Source organism: Myxococcales bacterium (assembly GCA_016703425.1).
GTDB lineage: Bacteria > Myxococcota_A > Polyangia > Polyangiales > Polyangiaceae > JADJCA01.
Genome location: JADJCA010000001.1, coordinates 783457 through 802649 on the forward strand (window position 1 = coordinate 783457; position 19193 = coordinate 802649).

Sequence of the window (19193 nt, forward strand, 5' to 3'; positions counted from 1 at the left end):
AGGTCGGCACGCGGGGACTGTAGAGCGTATTTCGCAATGAGGCGACGCTGAAAGTCGAGGTCGCGCGTGTGCGTTCCTGTCAAGAGCGGCGGGTCGCTCGCAAGCGACGTTGCCTCAGCCCCGCGCCGACGCTCGCCCAAACGACGGCCGTGCGACCTTCTTTCGGTCGAAGAGCCGCACGCGTCGAACGAAGAGATCGAGGACGAAGACCAGGACCGCCAAGAGGACGAATCGCGACCAAAGCTGCTCGCTGAATTTGATTCGCTCGCCCGCCGCATCGAACCAGCGCGCCACGGGGGCGCTCAGCGCGCCGCCGGTGGCCTCGGCCGCTCGCGCCAAGGTCGCCTTGTCGGCCTCCAGCGCTAGGTATTCGCGCGGGTACGGGTTGGACACGTGCCCGTAGCTCTCCGCGACAACCACCGAGCGCGCGCCCTTGCCGTCGTCCACAACCTTCTCCAGCGTGGCCCGGAGCGAGAACGAACCGTAGCGATCGAGGGGAAAGTCCGCCTCGTAGCGACCGGGCGCCGTCTGCCGCATCGGGGGCCGCCGCACCTCGCCGCCGCGCTCCGACTTGAGCTCGAGCTTCGCGTCGAGACCGTTTTGAAAGCGATCGTCAACGCCGACGGCGTCGATGGCGGCGCGCACGTGGCCCGTCGCCGGGTCGATCTCGGCGCGCATGTCGAGGACCCTGCCCCGCTTCTGGCGCATGTGCTCACGCACGAGTTGTCCCCAAAACTGCCCGTATTGTGGCCACTTGAGCCACTCGACGGCCCAAAGATTCTTCACGTCGCTGGTCCACGCGACGGACCATCCGAGGCCGACGCGCCACCTGGCAAGGATCGGCTCGCCGAGCTCCGACTGGAGAACCTCTTGCGCCGGCGGAGGCTTCATTTTGGTGGCGACGTAGCCGTGCAAGTAAGGCGCGGCGCGCACGTCGATGCCTCGGAGAAAGTCCGCGCTCTGGACGACGCGCGGCTGGAAGTACTCCTCCACGGCCGCTGAGCGGCTGATCATCTCGGTCTCTCGCGTGAAGACGCGAGGCAGCGACTGCGGGTCCAGGACTTTGTAGAAACGTCCGCCGCCGACATCGGAGACCATGCGAAGGAGGTTCTCGTCAATTTCAGCGCCGAGCCCCACGGAGCTAACGGTGACGCCCTCAGCCACCATCGCCTGAACGAGATCGCGAATGCCCGCCGACGGCGCTTGCCCGTCGGTGAGGAGGATCACGTGCTTCTTCCGGGCCCGCGTCACGCGTAGCTCCGTGTACGCCGCGTCGAGCGCGGGGAAGATCTCCGTGCCGCCGCCGGGCTGAATGCGGGCGATGTCGTTCTGGATACGGGCGCGGTGTTTCGCCGGCGTCATGCGCACGACGCGCGTCGGGGCCGAATCGAAAGCGATGACCTCCAAGAGGTCTTCGCCGGACAGCGTGTCGGCCGTCGCCTTCGCGGCAGCTTTGGCCATCTCGATCTTGATGCCCGTCATGGAGCCCGAGCGGTCGATGGCTAGGACCATCGCCACCCCCGGCTCGTCCCGCTTTTTTTCCGAGTCCATGCGGACCGGCAACATCCGTTCGATGGTCGTTCGGTACCAGCCGCCGAGCCCATAACCGGCCTCGCCGCCGGCGAAGAGAAACCCGCCGCCGAGATCGCGGACGTAGCCCTCGATGGCCTCCTGCTGCGTCATCGAGACGGCGTCGGCAGGCGCGTCGGAGAGAATGACGAAATCGTAGCGCTCGAGCTCGCGCAAGCTCTGCGGGATCTCCCGGGGCCCACGAACGTCGACGTCGAAGTCCTGCGCCGAAAGGGCGCTTTGCAGGTAGCTCGCGCGGGCTTGGTTGCCCTCGACGTAGAGCACTGTGGGTCGCCCCGGCACCGAGACCGTGACGGAGGAGCGGTTGTTCTCGCGGAAGCGATCCTCCGCAATGTCCGTCAGCTCGAGCGCGTAGGTCACTTCGCCGGAGACACGCACGACGCTCTTGAAGGAGACCTCGCTCACGCCGGCGGGCAGGTCGACGGTGCGAACGCCGTCGAGGCCGTTGATGGCCTCGCCCTGCCGCAGCGTGGCCTTCACCTTCTGGGGGCGGCTTGAAAAGACGCTCGCCCGCACGTCGAAGGCCTCACCGACCTTGATCTTGTCGGGACCGCGCAGCTCACGAATGGCGACTTCGCCAGGCACCGGCCGCTGGTATGGAACCGTGAAGAGGCGGACGCCGAAACCAGCGGCGCGGCTCGCTTCGGCGAGAATGTCGCCGTCGGTTTGGACGCCGTCGGAGAACAGCACGGCGCGCCGCAGCGTTCCCTCCGGATAGAGGCCGTAGGCGAGCTGCAGGGCCGCCGCCAAGTCCGAGGCGGCGCCGAGGCCCGCGCGCGTCGGCGCGCTCGGTGCTCCCGCCGCGCCGCCATCGACGGTTGGCGGGGCGCCGGGCGATGTGACGGGGTCGTGCCTCGTCAGCGGCGGCACCACCGTGCTGCCTTCGTCGATGGCCACGAGGCGCGGGCGCCGCGCGAACGTGACGACGCGAAACGTCGCGTCTTTGGGCTTCTCGAGGATGGCCTTCTGGATCGCTTCACGCGCGTCGTCGAGGGCGAGGTCGGGCACCGAGTCCGAGACGTCGACGAGGAAGACGGTGCTCACCTTCTGCGTGCTGCCGGTGCGCGCGAGCCGCGCCAGGCCGAAGGCTAGGAGCGCCACAAACGCGATACGGAGCACGATGGAGAGGACGCGCTGCGCGAGCGGCAAATCCGCGAGCGACCGGCCGAGCACCCACAAGAAGTAGGGTGCCAGGAGCAAGAGCCCGAGCATGCGAGGCGCCAAGAGCTCGTAGGTCTCGCCGCCGCGCTCGAAGCGAAGCGTTGGCCCCGCGCCGATGACGTACCGCAGGTACACATGCGCCAGGATCGCAAACAGGACCAGCGCCGCCGCCGGCAGGACAAAGCGCTTCACCTTGTTCATACGGTGAGCCTCCGGTGGTAGGTAGCCCACTCGAGCGCGGTCAGGAGCACCGCGAGGATGAGCAGGTAGACCCAGATCTCGCGACGCACGCCGAGCTGAAAGCCAGCCAGCGCCGCCGCGCGCTGCCCGTCGACGACCAGCTCCGGCGCCGGCGCGATGGTGCTCTCCGTCACGTCGAGGAGATTCGCCGCGAAGCTCGTCTTGGCGCCGCCGCCGCTCTCGAGCTCGTAGAAGCCGGCGCGCGTCCCAAGAAAGACGGCGCGCCCCTCGTGAATGGGGACTTGCTTGTGCTCGCCCTCGGGCATCGTGAGCGTCGCCGCCCCTTCGCCTTGCGCGGTGATGCGCCAGACTTCGCCGGTCCGGAAACTTGAGAGGTAGCTCGCGTCCTCATCGGTGAACCAGTTGATGGTGTTCACGAGGAAGAGCGGCCAGGCGACGCGCAGCGGCAAGTCGCTCTCGCGAACGTCAAAGCCGAGGGCCACGAACTTGAACCCACCGCGGACGCCGGAGGCCAAAACCGGCGCCCCAGCCACGGCACCGAGGGCGCGATCCCCTGGTCCCAGCGTCAGACGATGCGCACGCCGAATGCCAACCGACTCGAGCGCGAGGAAGCGAGCCACGGGGTGCTTGCCGTCGACCTTGTCGAAGGCGGGCCAATCGATCTCGGGACCGACCTTCACCGGCGAGCCGCTCCCGCGCGGGTCTAGGTAGAGCGCGTGAGCCTTGGGCAGCTCGGCCGGCGTCGCTCCGTCGAAGATGGCGACGTCGTAGGTCGATGACGCCGCGTGCGCGTAGTCCTTCGGCTTCACCTGCGTGACGTCGAGGTACTCATCGAGGAGGAGCGCCGCCTCGAGGTAGGTGTTGCCGTCACTCACGACGAGCACCTTGGCGCGACGCCGCTCCGGCAAGAGCGCGTAGGCGCGGTCGTCGGCCGGGAGGTCGTCGTGGCCGCCGCCTACGAGACCGAGGCGCGCCTCGAGGGCGCGACTCGCCCCCGACAAGTTCGGATAGAAGCGCGGCAGGCGCTCGCCGGGAGCCAGGCGAAGCTTGCTGAGGTCCACCAAGACGCCATCGCCAAAGAGCGAGAGTTCGACGTCCTCCGGGGTGTCTGACGTGTTGGTCACCTCGAGCATCACCTCGTACCGACTTTTGTCGAGCGGATAGCGGCGCACCGAGAACTGCGTGATGGCGACGTTTCGCTTGCCGCGACCGACGGGAACATAGACGAGCTTGGCGTCGCCGAGGCGCACGGCGCCGGACGCGTCGGCGGCCTCGCCGACGTTGCCATCGGAGACCACGACGATCTCCGAGCGCTCCAAGCCTCGTACCGCGTCGGTCGCGAAGCGCAGCGCCCGCGCGAAGTCGACGCGCGTGTCGGTCGCGCTGATGCGATCCAAGGAGCGCTCCAGCTCCGCTGTGTCGCCGCTCATGGGGACGAGCGCCGTCGTGACCGCGTCCATTTGCGCGATGAGCATGCGGTCCGCGCCGCCGAGGCCACGGATCATCTTCCGCACCTCGTCCTTGGCGGAGCCCAGACGCGTACCCGAAACGTCCGTGGCTTGCATCGACGCGCTTGCGTCGACCAGCACGACGAGGTTGCGACCTTTCACGAGCGACGCGGCGGCGCGCGGATCGCCCAGCGCGAGCACCAAGAGAACCAGGAGTGCGAGCTGCAGGAGCAACGACAGGAGGCGCTTGAGCTTGGAGAAGAGGCTCGTGGCCTCCTTGTCGCGAAGGATGCGGTTCCACAGCGGCGAGAAGGGCACCGCCACGGCGCGGCGCCGCAGCTTCAGGATGTAGAAGACGGTAACGAGCGCCGCCGCTGCGCCAAAGATGGCGAGGAGCTGCGCGAGTGGCAGGCCAGCGAGGGTCACCGCAAGAACCCTCCGCGACGAAAGACGCGCAGGACCATCTCGTCGAAGGGCACGGTCACGTCAGCGCGCACGTAGGGGACCTGCTTGGTCGCCGCGAAACGTTCGACATCGGCCAGGTACCCTTCGTAGGCCTTTGCGTAGCGTTCCAAGACCGCCGAGGTGACGGTGACTTCGCGTTCATCGCCAGTCTCGCAGTCGTAGACGAGCACGTCGCCCTGAAGCTTCGGATGAGCATCGGCCGGGTCGACGACATGAACCACGAAGGGCTCGAACTTCGCGTAGCGAAGGACGTTGATGCCGCGCTCGAAGCCGGCCGGATCGTACAGGTCGCTTACGAGGACCACGATGCCGCGGCGCTTGTGTTGCGCGACGAAGGCGCGGAGCGCGTCCTCGAGGTTCGTCGTTCCCGTGGCCGTTTGCTGGCGCAGGTAGCGAAAGATTTTGAAGATGCGCGCCTTGCCGCGGGTCTCCGGCATGCGCGACACGACGCGGTCGCTGGTCGTTACCACCTCGACGCGATCGAGGTTGGCCAAGGCCACATAGGCGAGCGCCGCGGTGATCCGCTTTCCGTAGGGGAGCTTTCGACCGAGGCCGCCGCCTTCTTTGAAGGCCATCGACACGCTCGCATCGAGGATGAAGTAGATGGCGAGATCCTCTTCCTCTTCGTAGAGCCGCAAGAGCAGCTTGTCGAAGCGCTGAAAGACGCTCCAATCGAGGTACCGAATGTCGTCGCCGGGTTGGTACTCGCGATGGTCGGCGAACTCGACGCCGCTGCCGGTCTTCTTCGTGCGCCGCTCGGCGCGAAGGCGCCCCGCAAAGGCGCGGCGGCTCACGAGCGCGAGGTAGTCCAGCTTCCGCTGAAACTCGTCGTCGAAGAGCTCCTCACCGGCGTCGTCACCTTGGGAGCGGCGGGCGCGCAGCCCTAGGCTTTCAAGCAGCCCCAACGGCCGCCTCCCCGGCGAGACCCGCCTTCGTCTCCGGGGAGGAACCTTGAGGACCTCGGCGAGCGCCGCGTCGGACTTGATGCCTTCCGCTTCGCCTTCGAAGTTGAGCAGGACGCGATGGCGCAGGGCTGGCAGGGCTACGGCGCGCACGTCGTCGACGCTCGCGGCGAAGCGGCCCTCAAAGAGCGCTCGGATCTTGGCCGCCAGGAGCACCGCCTGCGCGCCGCGCGGTGACGCCCCGAAGCGGACGAAGCGGCGCACCGTCTCCGGCGCGTCGGGTCCGTCGGGGTGGGTGGCCTGAAGGAGCCGGACCGCGAAGTCTTGAACGTGTCGCGCGATGGGCACGCGCCGCACGAGCTTCTGCATCTCGAGGATGCGGGGCCGATCGACCACCGCCGTTCGATCCTGACGCGCCTCGCCGGTCGTCAGGTCGAGGATGCGATGGAGCTCGTCGCGGCCCGGGAACGGCACGTGGAGCTTGAAGAGGAACCGATCGAGCTGTGCCTCCGGCAACGGATAGGTTCCCTCCATCTCGAGGGGGTTTTGTGTGGCGAGAACGATGAACGGCGCCTCGAGCGTGTAGGTCGTCTTGCCGACGGTCACGCGATGCTCCTGCATGGCTTCGAGGAGCGCGCTCTGGGTCTTGGGCGTGGCGCGGTTGATCTCGTCGGCCAAGACGATGTTCGCGAAGATCGGCCCCTTGCGAAACTCGAAGGCGCGCTCACCGGCGCCACCTTCCGTGATGACGGTAGTGCCGAGGATGTCAGCGGGCATCAGGTCGGGCGTGAATTGCACGCGGGAGAACGCGAGCGAGAGCGCCTCCGCCAGCGTGCGTACGAGCATCGTCTTGCCGAGCCCCGGGACGCCCTCCAAGAGCGCATGACCGCCGGCGAGCATGCAGGTGAGCACGCCGTCGACGACCTCTTGGTTGCCGACGATGGTGCGGCCAATCTCCTGGCGAAGATCCTGGATGGTCTTTCGGAACGCATCAACTTCGGCGCGAACGCCTTCGAGCTCGGACATGGTGTGCCTTTTCGTGGGTTCGTCTGTCTCGTGCAGCGGAGGCGGGCCCAGGGATTGTCGCGGGGCCGAATCAAGAGAAAGTAGCGCCGCACGTAGAAGCGGTAGCCGCCGGGAATGTCGTCGTGCGTGAGCGTCTCCTCGGCGACGTTTTTGTATTCGCGGTACACCTTCTGGTAGCCGCGCGACGCGAAGCCCCGCTCCGCCGCGCCGAGGATCACCTCGCTGCGGCTGCCGCCCTGCCCCGTGTCTTGACCGGCGACCTGGGTGTCTTGCGTCTGACCGCCGATGCTCGTGGCTTGACCCTGCGGCGAGCCACCGCGCTCGCTCCCGGCGCCGCTGCCGCGCTCTTGCCCTCCGCCGCCCCCAGACTGGGAGCCGCCGCGCCCTTTGCTGAGCATCAACATTTTTTGACCGCCGGGCCCGAGGACCCAGGTCTCGCCCTGCTGGCCTTGCCCCTGCCCCTTTTGCTGACCGCCTTGGCCTTGTTGGCCTTGGCCCTGTTGCCCCTGTCCGTCTTGCCCCTGGCCCTGTTGCCCCTCTTGGCCTTGCCCTTGCTCGCCGCTCCCGCTCTGTTCGCCTTCGCCCTTTTGGCCTTGGCCCTGGCTACCACCGCGAGCGTGTCGCTGGAACTTCTGGAGCCGCACCATCTGCTGCTTGCCGCCCTTGCCTTGCTGACGAAGCGTCTCGCGGAGCTCTTGGATCCGTTGACGGAGCTGCTCCTTCTCCTCGTCGCTCATCTTCTCGCGACCCATGCGATTGATGTCCTCGGCGGAGTTCTCGAGATCCGCGGCGCTGGCGCCGAGGTCGCGCATGAGATCTTCAGCGGCCTTCGACAGCTCGCGATCCAGGCGATCGAGTTGGCGCTCTGACTTCTCGGCTTGCTCGCGCTCGCGATCGAGTCGCTCGAGCTCGCGCTCCTTCTTCTTGAGGAGACTCCGCTCTTCGTCAGAGCCGGCGTCGCCGAGACGCTCCTTGCGCTTGAGGAGGTCGGCCTTCAGATCCTCGCGACGCTTGTCGAGAGCGGCCTTCCGCTCGTCCTGACCCGCGCTCGCCTTCTTCAGCGCCTCGCGGAGCCGATCGAGCTGCGCCTTGTCGACGCCGCTCCCCTTCTCCTTCAGCTTCTTCGCCAGCTCCCGAAGCTTCTCGGAAGCCTCCGCGAGGTTCTGCTTCGAGAGCGCCTCGCCGGCGGGCTTCGAGAGCTCTGACTTCTTGAGTTCGTCGCCAATTTTCGCGAGCGCCTCTTCGAGGTCTTTTGCTGAGGCCTCGCGCCCGTTCAGGAGTTTGTCCTCGAGCGACTGGAGCTTGCGAAACGCATCGGTGCGATCGAGGCGCTTGTTCGCCAAGTCCTCGATCAGCTGGTTGAACTCGGTGATGGCGGCCTTGGTGTCGTCGCTCAGCGGCTTCTGTTCCATCTCCTTCAGGAACTCGCGCATCGCGTCCATGTCGTCGGCGGTCACCTCGAGGGCATCAATGGTCTTTGCGCCGGCGACGATCTCCCGCTGCCGCACCTCAAAGGCGAGCACGAGGCCGAGCGTCGCGGCGAGACCAGCGACCCACGCCACCTGGCGCGGCAAGCGGAGCGGGACAGCCTTCCGCGCGTCGACGCTCGGCGCCACGCGCAGCGCGTCGTCGATGGCGGCATCCATGAAGGCGCTGCGCTGCTCGCCCGGCAAGCCCGCGAACTCGAGCGCGCTCGAGAGCCGGTCGCTCAAGCCGTGGTGGCGATCCAGCGCCACAGCGCCAGCGCTCGGCGGGAGCCTTCGCGCGTACGCGACCGCCGTCGCAGCGAGCCAGGCGAGGCCGAGGCCACCGAGAACCCCGCGCGTCATGGCCTCGGGCACGACGCCCATCTTGCGCAACGCCGTGACGACAATGGCGCCACCGAGGCCGAAGGCGAGCGCCGTCGCCGACACGTGGAGCGCCCGGCCGAGGCGAAGGCGGCGCTCGGCACGGCGCACCGGCCGCACGATGGCGGCGAGGTGAGCAAGACTCGAGCGCGAGGTCTTCATAGCGAGAAGCGCGGCACGTGGGCGGTGGGTCCGATGCAGCGATTCAATTGAATCGCTGCGCTACGGCTTGACGCACGAGGCGCGCGGAAGTTCCGAAGGTCCACACAGCATAGCGAACTTACGGTGAAACACCCGACGCTGCGCACCTTGTCGCACCAATCGAACGTCGGCCCTTGTACCTCTACCGGGAACAATGCGCGGATGCCGCGGCGCATTCCCCGGGCGTCTCCTTGAGCGCGTGTTCCTTCAGCGAACGGCGAGCCAGGCCACCCCCGCGCCAACGACAACTCCGACGGCCGCCACCAGGAGGATGAGGAGCCGCACCTTGGCCGGTGACGGCGCGCTCGAGGGTCGGGCGCTCAGGCGCGCCTTCGCGTCGACGGGCGGCGCTGGCGGAGCCGATTGCCGCTCGCTCACGATGACGTCCTCGAAGCGAGGCGGCGCCGACGTCAGCTGCGAGAGCACGGTGAGCTCGTCGAGGGAAGGCAGCGAGGCTCGTTTCCCCTGAAGCTCCAGGGCGTTCCGCAAGGGCGCGTCGACGGGCAGTTCGACGCCGAGCGGCGGCAGCGCACGGACGGCGTCGGGCTGCGCCGTGTCATCGCTGTCGTCAGCGACCGCCTGCGCTCCATCTTCGTATCGGCGCGTGGGGCCCAACCGACCCGCATGTGAGCCGTCGGAGGACCGCTCGTCGGGCCCGAGCGCCTCGAGGGCCTCTCGGGAGCTCGTGAGGAGGGCCCGCAGCTCCGCCTCCCCCCGCGCGCAGTCCACGTTGTCTTGCACCACGGCCCGAAATTCCGCGGCCGAGAGCGTTCGCTCCTTGGGGTCGACGGCGAGCGCACGCCGAATGGCCCCCTGGATGCCCCGCGGAAGGTCGGGACGCACCACGTCGATCGGGGCGAGCCGGGGATTTTTCATGGCTCGAAGCAGCTCGACTTCGTCGTCGCTGAAGCGCGCGAAGGGCGCTCGTCCGGTGGCGAGCCACCAGGAGAGGAGCCCCGCGGCGTAGACGTCGGCGCGCTCCGTCACTGACTCGCCACGCGCCTGCTCGGGCGCCATGCACCCGAGGGTGCCGTGTACGAGGCCTAGCTGCGTGCCCGTCGACGTGCCCACCAGCTTCGCCATCCCGAAGTCCGTCAGCTTGACGTTTCCCTCCCAGTCCAAGAGCACGTTGCTCGGGCTCACATCGCGATGAACGATGGGCACCGCCGCGCCGCTGTCGTCGGTGTACGCGTGGGCGTGAGACAAAGCCGCGAGAACGCGCTCCACGATCGCGAAGGCCGCCCGGTCTGGCAAGCGAGCTCGCGCTTTCGCGGCGAGACGGAGGAGCCGCGACAACGGGATCCCGTCGACGTATTCGAAGACGAGCGCGGCGTAGCCCGCGTCCTGGACGAAAGCGCGGACCTGAACGATGGCCGGGTGCGATAGCCGCGCCGCGAGCGATGCCTCGTGCGCGAGGCTCGCCTTCTGCGCCGCGTCGAGCTCGGCGCGCGGGTCGCCCAACATCTTCACGGCGACGAGGCGGCCACCGCGACTTCGCGCGAGGTAGACGCTGCCAACACCGCCCGCGCCGAGGCGCTCGAGCACCTCGAAGCCCCGCAGCTTGGGGCGGCCGTTGTCCGTCGGGAACATCATCGCCTTGCGCCATGATGCCAAACCCCGCTTGCGCGGCGGAAGGAAAGTCCCTCCTCCACACAAGGATTGTGATCGTGCGGCCCCCCCCTTGCGATACGCTACGCGTCTTGAGCGAGCTGGTTTTTCCACGCGCGCCGCACGCGAGCGTCCGAGTCGTCCGCGAGGTGGGCCGCTCGGAGGGCTTCCTCTCCATGAGGCGCGTCGACCTATCCGTCGAGGACGGGCCGGCGTTCGCGTACGACGTCGTCGAGCGGCGCGCGATGGACGCCGCGGTGATCGCGGCCCACTACCAGGCCTCTGGGAAGCCGTGGGTCGTGCTCGTCTCGTGCGTGCGTCCGCCTTTCGCGCTTCGCGGCGAGGCGGCGACCTTCTTGGAGCTGCCGGCGGGCCTCATCGAGCCGGGCGAAGAACCGGCAGAGGCGGCCCTCCGCGAGCTCTTCGAAGAGACGGGACTCGTGGTGTCCCAGGTCTCGGCGCTCGGCCCGCCGGTGTTGCCGGCGCCAGCGATGATCGCGGAGCGGCAGCACATGTTTCACGTGTCGGTCACGGCGGAAGCGGTGGCGTCGACCCGCCCCCGCGGCGACGGCTCCGACCTCGAGCGACGAGCGGTGCTTGCGCCAGTCCCTTTGGAGGACGCACTCCGGATGGCCAAGCTCGGACTTCTCGCCGATTCGAAGAGTGAGCTCGCGCTGCGGCGCCTTGCGGAGGCCCTCGCATGAAGCCGCACGTCCTCGTGCTCGTGAAGCGCACGAGCTTCCAGACCTTCGTCCTCGACGCGAAAGACGACCGGACGCTTCGCCTGATGCGTCAAAAGAACCCCGCCGTGGCGAGGCTTCGGTCGTCGCACGAGTCCCACCTCGCGACGCTGACCGAGGTGGGCGAGGCGCTCGACAAACTCGGCACGAGCATGACGGTCTTGCCGGCCACCCCGCCCAAGAGCGCCGGACCGAAGGCCGACGACAAGCTCTTCCGCGAGGCGACGCTCGTGGTCACCGTCGGCGGCGATGGAACGCTCCTCGCGGCGTCCCACCGCCTGGGCCCGAATACGCCCCTCTTGGGAATCAACAGCGCGCCCGAGAGTTCGGTGGGCTTCTTTTGCGCCGGCCGACGCGGCTCGGCGCATCGAACGCTGCGAGCGGCGCTGGAGGACAAACTCTTGCGGGTCCGCCTTTCGCGCATGGAGGTGGAGCTCGCGGGAGCGATCGTCCATCGGCGCGTCCTCAACGACGCCCTCTTCTGCCACGCCTCGCCGGCAGCGACGTCGCGGTACATCCTGTCGTTGAATGGCTCGAAAAAGGGGCGCCCCGCAAAGGCGCAGGCCGACGAGCAACGCTCCAGCGGCTTGTGGATTGGCCCCGCCGCCGGCTCCACCGCGGCCCAACGCAGCGCCGGCGGACGAATCTTGCCGCTCCGATCGCGGGCGCTCCAGTTCGTGGTGCGCGAGCCCTACATGCGGCACGGGCGCCGAGCGCGGCTCGTTCGGGGGCTGATCCGTGAGGGCGCGGAGCTCGACATCGTTTGCAAGATGCGCGACGCAAGACTCTTTCTCGATGGTGATCAAAACGTCGTCTTCGTGGGCCTCGGCGACGTGGTCCGCTTTCGACGCTCGAGCGAGCACCTGACGGTCTTGGGCCTCCGGCGCTAGCAGCCAGGCCGCGGCCGCCTCAATGGCCACGAAATAGCGGCGATCGGCGGTAGCCGGATGCCGCGCCTCGGGTACAATGACCGCTCCAACGGGGCACGACGCGCGAGATTCACCCGATGAGCGACTTTCCCTCCCGCAGCAGGCGCGCCGCCGTCGCCTTCGCAAGCCTCGCGGCCGCAACAACGATCCTGCTGACCGCAGCCGACAGCGCGGCCTTCTGCCGAACGGCCACGGAAGGCCTCTCGGAGGGGTGCAAGCCAACGGGAAAGAACTGCTGCACCCTCGGCAAGCCCATCTATTGGAAGAACGCATGCATCGGCTTCAGCATGCATTTTTTGCCCACCACCAAGCGAGACATCAGCTTTCTCTTGGCGAGTCGCACGCTGTCGCAAGCTTTCGGCGTCTGGACCGCCGCGAGCTGCTCCGGAAGCGAAGGTTCTTCTCGCGTGAGCATCGACGTGCGCCAATTGCCTCCGGTCGAATGTGGTGACGTCGAGACCGACCAGAAGACCAAGAACCAGAACGTCATCGTCTTCCGCGACAGCGTCTGGAACCATCGTGACCCTGACAACGTGCTCGCCCTCACGACCGTCTCCTTCGACAAGACGTCGGGCGAGATTCGTGGCGCCGACCTCGAGTTCAACACCGCCAACGTCCCGATGGTGTGCCCCACGGTACAGAACGCCGTCGACAAGACCGGCGAGGCTTCGTGTTTCGATGCACCGCCGCCGAAGGGTGGCTTCGACTTTGCGAGCATCGTGACGCACGAGGTCGGCCACTTCTTGGGCATGGCCCACTCCAACAACCAGCAGGCCACGATGGCGGCGCAGTACCAGAATGGCGAGTACACGCTCCGCACGCTCACGGCCGACGACATCGCGGGCATCTGCAACGCCTACCCGCCGCTCTCACCGGATGGCACCGGCTACCGCGCCGCAGGGGTCGAAGGAAAGGACCTCGTCCGACAGGGCCCCTGCGATCCGACGCCGCTCAATGGCTTCTCGTCGGTCTGTGACCCCGGCGGGTGCTCGGCCTCGGGCGCCAAGAGTTCGCCGCTCAACTTCTTCCTGGTGGCGCTCGCCACGCTGACGCTCGCTCGACGCCGGAGGTCTCCTCGATGAACCGTTTCGTCTCTAACGCCGGCGCCGGCATCCGCGCGCGAGCTTGGGCCCTTGCGCTTCGCGCCGCGCTCGGCACCGTCGCCTTGGGCGCTGCCGTTTCTGTTAGCGGTCAGGCCAGCGCCTCGGTGTCCATCGCCGTTCAGTTCGACGAGCTGGTGGAGCGCTCCAAGGCCGTCGCTGTCATCGTCCCCATCGAACAGCGCAGCGTGTGGGAAGGTCGTTCGATCATCACCTACACGCGAGTGCAGATCGACGACGGCATCGCCGGCGACGCGACCTCGGGCCGCGAGGTTTGGGTCGTCACGCGCGGCGGAGTCGTTGGAGAGATTGCCCAGCACGTCGACGGCGAGCCGGTACTTCGCGTCGGTCGCCCTTCCCTCGCGTTCCTCCGCGAGGACATCATCGGCGACAAGGCGGCGCAGGCCAGCGGCGTTTACATCGTGACGGCACGCGCCCAGGGGATTTTCCCCATCGTGACGGAGTCGGACAAGAGGAAGAAGCTCGTCTCAAGCGCCGCGCTGGGCATGCTCTATCCCCCGCGCGCCAAGGTGCCCATGGTTCAAAAGGCGCTGGCCCGCGAGGTCTTGGAGGACAAGAGCGTAGACGAGGCGCGCGAGAGCATTCGGAGCGCCTGGCGCCGCATCCACGTCAAGCGATGACGCTCGCCCGTCGCACCGGTGAACACGACGTCACGGTGACCGCCACCGGCGAGCGGGCGACCGAAGATGCGCGGTTCGCGTGAAGGTCTCCGAGTCCCACGAGGCTGAGGTTCAAGCGCGCCCCTCGTCGCTTTGGCGACGCGTATTCCCCGGCCCTGGCGAGGCGCGAGACCTCTTGGTGGTGGCCGGCGAGGCGTCCGGCGACCGCGCGGCTGCGAGCGTCCTCGCCGAGCTCACGGGTGTGCGCGCCTTCGGGATGGGCGGCCTCGCCCTCGCGGGCGCCGGTGCCGAGCTCACGTTCGATCTCCGCAGCTTGACGGCCCTTGGCATTGGCGACGTCGTCGCGCGGGCGGGGCCCGTCGCGCAGGCGTACCGCGCCGTTACGGCGGCGACGAAGGTGCATAGACCGCGGGCCGCGCTCCTCGTCAACTACTCGGAGTTCAACCTTCGGCTGGCCGCCAAGCTCAAGAAACGGGGCACGAAGGTTCTGTTCTACATCGCGCCGCAAATATGGGCTTGGCGGCCCTCGAGGGCCGAAGCGCTGCGCGAGTCCGTCGACAAGCTCGCCGTGATCCTTCCCTTCGAGGAGAGCCTATGGCGGAGCCACGGCGTCGACGCCACCTACGTGGGTCACCCGTTGACCGAGACCTTCGCTCAGGATCGAAGCACCGCGCGGCGTCTCCTCGATCTAACCCCGAGTGCGCCGGCCGTGGCCATGATGCCGGGTTCGCGGCCCCACGAGTGCGAGCGTCACTTGAAACCCATGCTCGCCGCCTATGAGAAGATTCGGCGGGAGCGAGCGAGCCTCGACGCGCGGGTGCTCCTAGCGCCAAGCCTCGCGGGGCCGGCGCGCGCCGAGGTGCTCGAACTCGCCCGCCGAGCGCGCGTTCCGGTGTATCCCATCGCCCCCGACGGGACGGCCCGGGAAATCCTCTCGGCCTTCGACGTCTCGTTGTGCGCATCCGGCACGGCGTCGCTCGAAGCCGCCTTCGCCGGTGCCCTCCCGGTGATTGTGTACCGGACGGGGCTTGTAACGGAGGGCATCGCGCGCCTCCTCATGCAGACGCCCTACGTCGGCCTCCCCAACGTGCTCTTGGCGCGCGCCGCGTTCCCCGAGCTCCTTCAACGAGAGGTCACGACGCACAACGTCGCTCGCGCGATGACGGAGCTGCTCGATCGCCCCGCCGCGCCCGCGGCCGCGGCGGCGGAGATTCGTGCGCTCTTCGCCGGGCAGCACCGTCCGTCACATGAGGTCGCCGCGATGCTCCGCGAGCTTCTCCGTTGAGCGACGAGCGCTCGCTGCCGCTGCGCGCGTTGGTCCTCGTGACGGTCGGGCTCTTTGGCCTGCGCCTCGCCGCGGCCCGCACCGTTGGCTTTGGCGACTCGGAGGCGCTCTACGCCAGCTACGCGCTGCACCCGGCGGCGGCTTACCTCGATCACCCGGGGCTCGTCGGTGCGGTCGCCTCACTCTTGGGCGGCGGTTCGGCGCCAACGCCCCAGCGAGCCCACGGCGCCACCATCATCCTCGCGTCGGTGGTGCCATGGCTCTTCTTCGCGGCGGCGCGTGCCGCTGGCGCCACCAAAGGTCGCGCTGCTGGCGCGGCGCTTGTGGCGGCGACGGTGCCCGAGCTCGCCATCGGCCTCTTCGCCCTCTCGCCCGACACGCTCCTGGCTCCCCTTTGGCTCGCCTCGCTCACGTGCGCGCTCTTGGCCGTGAAGCGAAAGCCCGACGAGGTGGTCACGCAGATTTTGTGGAGCGCTGCCGGCATCCTCGCTGGCGTCGCCGCCACGGCGAAGGTGACGGGCCTCCTCTTGCTGATCGGTTACGTGGGCGCGCTGCTCTCGCCCGCCCTCGCGCCGCATCGCCGTCGCGCTTGGCCATGGGCCGGTCTCGCCCTCGGCGCCTTGGTTTTTTGGCCCGTGGCCGCTCATGAAGCGCGCGCACTACCCCATGCTGACGCACCGCCTCATCGACTCGCAGGCAGGCGCTGGCTTTTCGCTACGTCACGTGGCGACGTTTCTTGGCGGGCAACTCGCCTACGTGGGGCCCCTAGCGGTCGCGCTCGCGGGGCTCGCCGCTTGGCGGCTAGCTCAGCGCCGCGCGCCCGGCCGCGACGGCGTCGACACGCTGCTGCTCGCCACATCGCTCACGGCAGCCCTCGTGCTCGCCGCGCTCTCGTTGTGGAGCGGTGTCGCCGAACCGCACTGGTTTGCGCCGGCACTCTTGGCGTTGCCCATCGCCGCCGCCCGCGAAAGCGGCGAGCCCGCGACAAAGCCGAGAGGGCCGCGGTGGCTCGTCCCGGGCAGCGTTGGGCTCGGCCTCGCGATGACGCTACTCGTGCACGCCTGGGTGCTCTTGCCCGACGCCTTCGCCTTCGCGAGGCCGCGTGACGCGCGGCACGACATCGCCAACGAGCTCTTCGGATGGGACGAGGCCGAACGCACCTTGCGAGAGCTCGCCATGGAGCAACCCGGCAGCGATCTGGTGGTCGTCGCGCCGCACTGGACGCTGTGCGCGCAGCTCCATGCGCGCTTGCGCGGCGGCTTTCGGGTCGGCTGCGATTCGCCGCTGAAGGACGATTTCGATGGGTGGCTTCCGCGCGGCGTCTGGCGAAAGGCCGAGCACGTGCTGCTGGTGACCGACACTCGGTACCCGATCGATGTCGCCAAGGCGTTTCCCGATCGGCGCGTCTCGCGGCTCGCGCGCGCCAACATCTACCGCGGCGGTCGACAGGTGCGGACCTTCACGCTGACGCTCCTCTCGCGAGGCGCCCACGCGGCGCGCTGACGTCTGGCGCCGAGGGGCGCCAACGACCGGTCAAGACACGGCGGCGGTGGCGATGCCCGTGTCTCGGAGCAGCGCCAAGTCTTCGTCTTCCGCCGGATTCGGCGTCGTGAGCAGCTTCTCGCCGTAGAAGATCGAGTTGGCTCCCGCGAGCATGCACAAGAACTGAGCCTCGCGCGAGAGCTCGGTGCGGCCCGCCGAGAGCCGAACGCGCGACTTCGGCATCAAGATGCGCGCGACGGCGATCATGCGGACGAGCTCGAGCGGATCGATGGGCGGCATGTCCGCGAGCGGCGTCCCCGGCACGCGGACGAGCGCGTTGATGGGGACACTTTCGGGCGGAGGGGTGAGGTTGGCCAAGGTCAAGAGCATGTCGCAGCGGTCGTCGATGCTCTCGCCCATGCCGATGATGCCGCCGGAGCAGACGGTGATGCCCGCGTTGCGCACGGCACCTAGCGTCTTCAAGCGATCGTCGATGGTGCGCGTCTTGATGATCGACTTGTAGTGCTCGCGGCTTGTGTCGATGTTGTGGTTGTAGGCGTCGAGGCCAGCCTCTTTGAGCCGCAGGGCCTGCTCATCGGTGAGCATTCCGAGCGTCACGCACGCCTCGAGGCCGATGCCCTTCACGCCGCGGACCATCTCGACGACGCGATCGAAGGCCGGGCCGTCTTTCACCTCCCGCCAGGCCGCTCCCATGCAGAAGCGTGAGGACCCAAGCTCCTTCGCGCGCCTCGCCTTGTCGAGGACGTCGGCGACGTCGAGCATGCGCTCCTTGTCGAGGCCGGTGTCGTAGTGACTCGACTGTGGGCAATAGGAGCAGTCTTCTGGGCAACCGCCCGTCTTGACGCTGAGCAGCGTGCAGAGCTGAACCTCCGACGACGCGTGGTGCAACAGGTGCACCGCGCGAGCCTTGTCGAGGAGTTCGAGGAGCGGGAGATCGTGGAGCGCGCGGACTTCGGCGCGGGTGACGGGAGCGTTCATCGCGCCGGCACGCTACTCCAAGCCGCCGCCCTTGAGAATGCGGCTGAGCGTGTTTCGGCCGATGCGCAGGCGGCGGGCCGCCTCCGCCTTGTTTCCGCCGGCCCGCTCCACGGCCGCCTCCGCGTAGCGCCTCACGGCGTCGTCGAGCGAGAGCTCCGCCTCAATGACCACGGCGGCGGCCGGCGGGAGGCCGGCCGGCGGGACCGCTGGGAGCGGCGTGGGCAGAGCTTGCGGCTTCGCGACCTCTGCCGCCACGGTGCGGCGCACCGGCAGGTCGTCGGCCCCGATGACGCCGCTCTTGGCGAGCACGACGGCGCTCTCGATCCAGTGCTCGAGCTCGCGAACGTTTCCCGGCCAGTCGTGTTTCGCGAGCGTCGCGCGTGCGTCGTCGCCGAGGCGCATGTCAGGGCGGCCGTAGCGGTTCCCGTACATGTCGACGAAGTGCCGAGCCAGCGCCAGGAGCTCCCCCTCGCCGCGCGTTCGCAGCGGCGGCAGCTCGATCTCGACGACGCGGATTCGATAGTAGAGATCTTCGCGAAAGTGCCGAGTCTGAACGGCGGCTTCCAGGTCGCGGTGCGTCGCGCAAACGACGCGCACGTTCGCGCGCATCGTCATCCGGCCGCCGACGCGCTCGAAGGCGCGCTCCTGAAGGAACCGGAGCAGCTTGCCTTGCACGTCGAGCGGCAGATCGCCGATCTCGTCCAAGAAGAGCGTTCCGCCTTCGGCCATCTCCACTTTGCCCGGCACGCGCCGGTCGGCGCCGGTGAAGGCGCCTCGCTCGTGCCCGAAGAGCTCGCTCTCCACGAGCTGCGCCGGGAGGGTCGTGCAGTCGACGGTCACGAAGGGGCCCGACTGACGCGCCGAGTTGACGTGAATGGCCCGGGCGAAGATGCCCTTGCCGGTCCCCGTCTCGCCGCGCAAGAGGACCGTCGCATCGGTCTGCGCGGCGCGGTTCACGCGCTCATAGACGGCGGCGAGCGGCGCGCTCTGCCCAACGATGCGGTTGAAGGGTCCTCGCCGCGTGACGCCCGGGTCGAGCGGCTCTTCGGGCCTCAGCGTCGTGAGCGCGAGGGCCCGCCCCAGCTGATCGGCGAGCGCCTCGACGTAACGTTCGTCTTCCTCGGAGAACGGCCCGTCGTCGCGGTTCAGCGCCTGGATCACGCCGCGCACCGGCCCGCCACCGCGATCGCGGATGGGCGCGACCAACATCGAGCGCGTCGTGTACCCGGTGGCGCGGTCGGCAGCCTTGTCGAAGCGCGGATCGTTCGCAGCGTCGTCGACGCGAACGACCGCGCCGCGCTCCGCGGCGAAGCCGGCGATGCCTCGTCCCATCGGCAGCCGCAGCTCCGGCACCTCGGGCAACATCGCGACGCGCGTGAAGAGGTCGCCCCGTTCGGCGTCGACCAGCCAGATGGTCGTGCGGTCCGCGTGCAACGCCTCCGCGAGGCGCTGACAGGCCACATCGAGCAACGTGTCGAGCTCCACCTCGCGCGAGAGCATGGTGGACAGATCGACGAGGAGCGATAGGCGCGAGGACATGAGGCTGGGGCCGAGGCCGGCGGCAGACA

At 68.5% G+C, this 19193-nt stretch carries 13 protein-coding genes and 1 pseudogene; 7 read left to right on the forward strand and 7 right to left on the reverse strand.

Features of this window, described 5'->3' with window-relative positions; all coding sequences use genetic code 11:
* Nucleotides 1–114: 114 nt before the first annotated feature.
* The 5 genes and pseudogenes from IPG50_03380 to IPG50_03400 all read right to left on the reverse strand — a co-directional run bounded on the left by IPG50_03380 (nucleotide 115) and on the right by IPG50_03400 (nucleotide 10434).
* Nucleotides 115–2952: a VWA domain-containing protein gene (locus IPG50_03380; GenBank protein MBK6691233.1), complete on the reverse strand. Its 2838-nt coding sequence runs from the start codon at nucleotides 2950–2952 to the stop codon at nucleotides 115–117.
* Nucleotides 2949–4826: a VWA domain-containing protein gene (locus IPG50_03385; protein MBK6691234.1), complete on the reverse strand. Its 1878-nt coding sequence runs from the start codon at nucleotides 4824–4826 to the stop codon at nucleotides 2949–2951. Before IPG50_03385 ends, IPG50_03380 begins: the two co-directional genes overlap by 4 nt.
* Nucleotides 4823–5770: a DUF58 domain-containing protein gene (locus tag IPG50_03390; protein MBK6691235.1), complete on the reverse strand. Its 948-nt coding sequence runs from the start codon at nucleotides 5768–5770 to the stop codon at nucleotides 4823–4825. The genes IPG50_03385 and IPG50_03390 overlap by 4 nt, the downstream gene beginning before the upstream one ends.
* A gap of 48 nt (nucleotides 5771–5818) precedes the next feature.
* Nucleotides 5819–6793: pseudogene (locus IPG50_03395) on the reverse strand (MoxR family ATPase).
* Between the two features lie 2255 nt (nucleotides 6794–9048).
* Nucleotides 9049–10434 (reverse strand): serine/threonine protein kinase, encoded by a 1386-nt coding sequence (locus IPG50_03400; protein MBK6691236.1) that lies wholly within the window; start codon nucleotides 10432–10434, stop codon nucleotides 9049–9051.
* A gap of 191 nt (nucleotides 10435–10625) precedes the next feature.
* On the opposite strand from IPG50_03400, the gene IPG50_03405 reads away from it, so the two are divergent.
* The 7 genes from IPG50_03405 (at nucleotide 10626) to IPG50_03435 (ending at nucleotide 16647) form a co-directional block, all read left to right on the forward strand.
* A complete protein-coding gene (locus IPG50_03405) occupies nucleotides 10626–11153 on the forward strand; it encodes an NUDIX hydrolase (GenBank protein MBK6691237.1) in 528 nt (175 codons plus the stop codon).
* Nucleotides 11150–12079: an NAD(+)/NADH kinase gene (locus IPG50_03410; protein MBK6691238.1), complete on the forward strand. Its 930-nt coding sequence runs from the start codon at nucleotides 11150–11152 to the stop codon at nucleotides 12077–12079. The genes IPG50_03405 and IPG50_03410 overlap by 4 nt, the downstream gene beginning before the upstream one ends.
* A gap of 116 nt (nucleotides 12080–12195) precedes the next feature.
* Complete coding sequence (locus IPG50_03415) at nucleotides 12196–13200, forward strand: matrixin family metalloprotease (protein MBK6691239.1); 1005 nt, start codon at nucleotides 12196–12198, stop codon at nucleotides 13198–13200.
* Nucleotides 13197–13859, forward strand: coding sequence for a hypothetical protein (locus IPG50_03420; protein MBK6691240.1), 663 nt, complete (start codon nucleotides 13197–13199; stop codon nucleotides 13857–13859). The genes IPG50_03415 and IPG50_03420 overlap by 4 nt, the downstream gene beginning before the upstream one ends.
* Before the next feature lie 79 nt (nucleotides 13860–13938).
* Nucleotides 13939–15144 carry a lipid-A-disaccharide synthase gene (gene lpxB / locus IPG50_03425; GenBank protein ID MBK6691241.1) on the forward strand — a complete coding sequence of 402 codons (1206 nt, stop codon included), beginning with the start codon at nucleotides 13939–13941 and terminating at the stop codon, nucleotides 15142–15144.
* On the forward strand, nucleotides 15141–16250 hold the full coding sequence (locus tag IPG50_03430; protein MBK6691242.1) for a glycosyltransferase family 39 protein: 1110 nt from the start codon (nucleotides 15141–15143) through the stop codon (nucleotides 16248–16250). Before lpxB ends, IPG50_03430 begins: the two co-directional genes overlap by 4 nt.
* On the forward strand, nucleotides 16186–16647 hold the full coding sequence (locus tag IPG50_03435; GenBank protein MBK6691243.1) for a hypothetical protein: 462 nt from the start codon (nucleotides 16186–16188) through the stop codon (nucleotides 16645–16647). The genes IPG50_03430 and IPG50_03435 overlap by 65 nt, the downstream gene beginning before the upstream one ends.
* Nucleotides 16648–16677: 30 nt before the next feature.
* Here IPG50_03435 and bioB read toward each other — a convergent pair whose 3' ends face one another.
* Both bioB and IPG50_03445 read right to left on the reverse strand, forming a co-directional pair.
* On the reverse strand, nucleotides 16678–17625 hold the full coding sequence (gene bioB, locus IPG50_03440; protein MBK6691244.1) for a biotin synthase BioB: 948 nt from the start codon (nucleotides 17623–17625) through the stop codon (nucleotides 16678–16680).
* A 12-nt stretch (nucleotides 17626–17637) separates the two neighbouring features.
* A complete protein-coding gene (locus IPG50_03445) occupies nucleotides 17638–19164 on the reverse strand; it encodes a sigma-54-dependent Fis family transcriptional regulator (GenBank protein ID MBK6691245.1) in 1527 nt (508 codons plus the stop codon).
* Nucleotides 19165–19193: the final 29 nt, after the last annotated feature.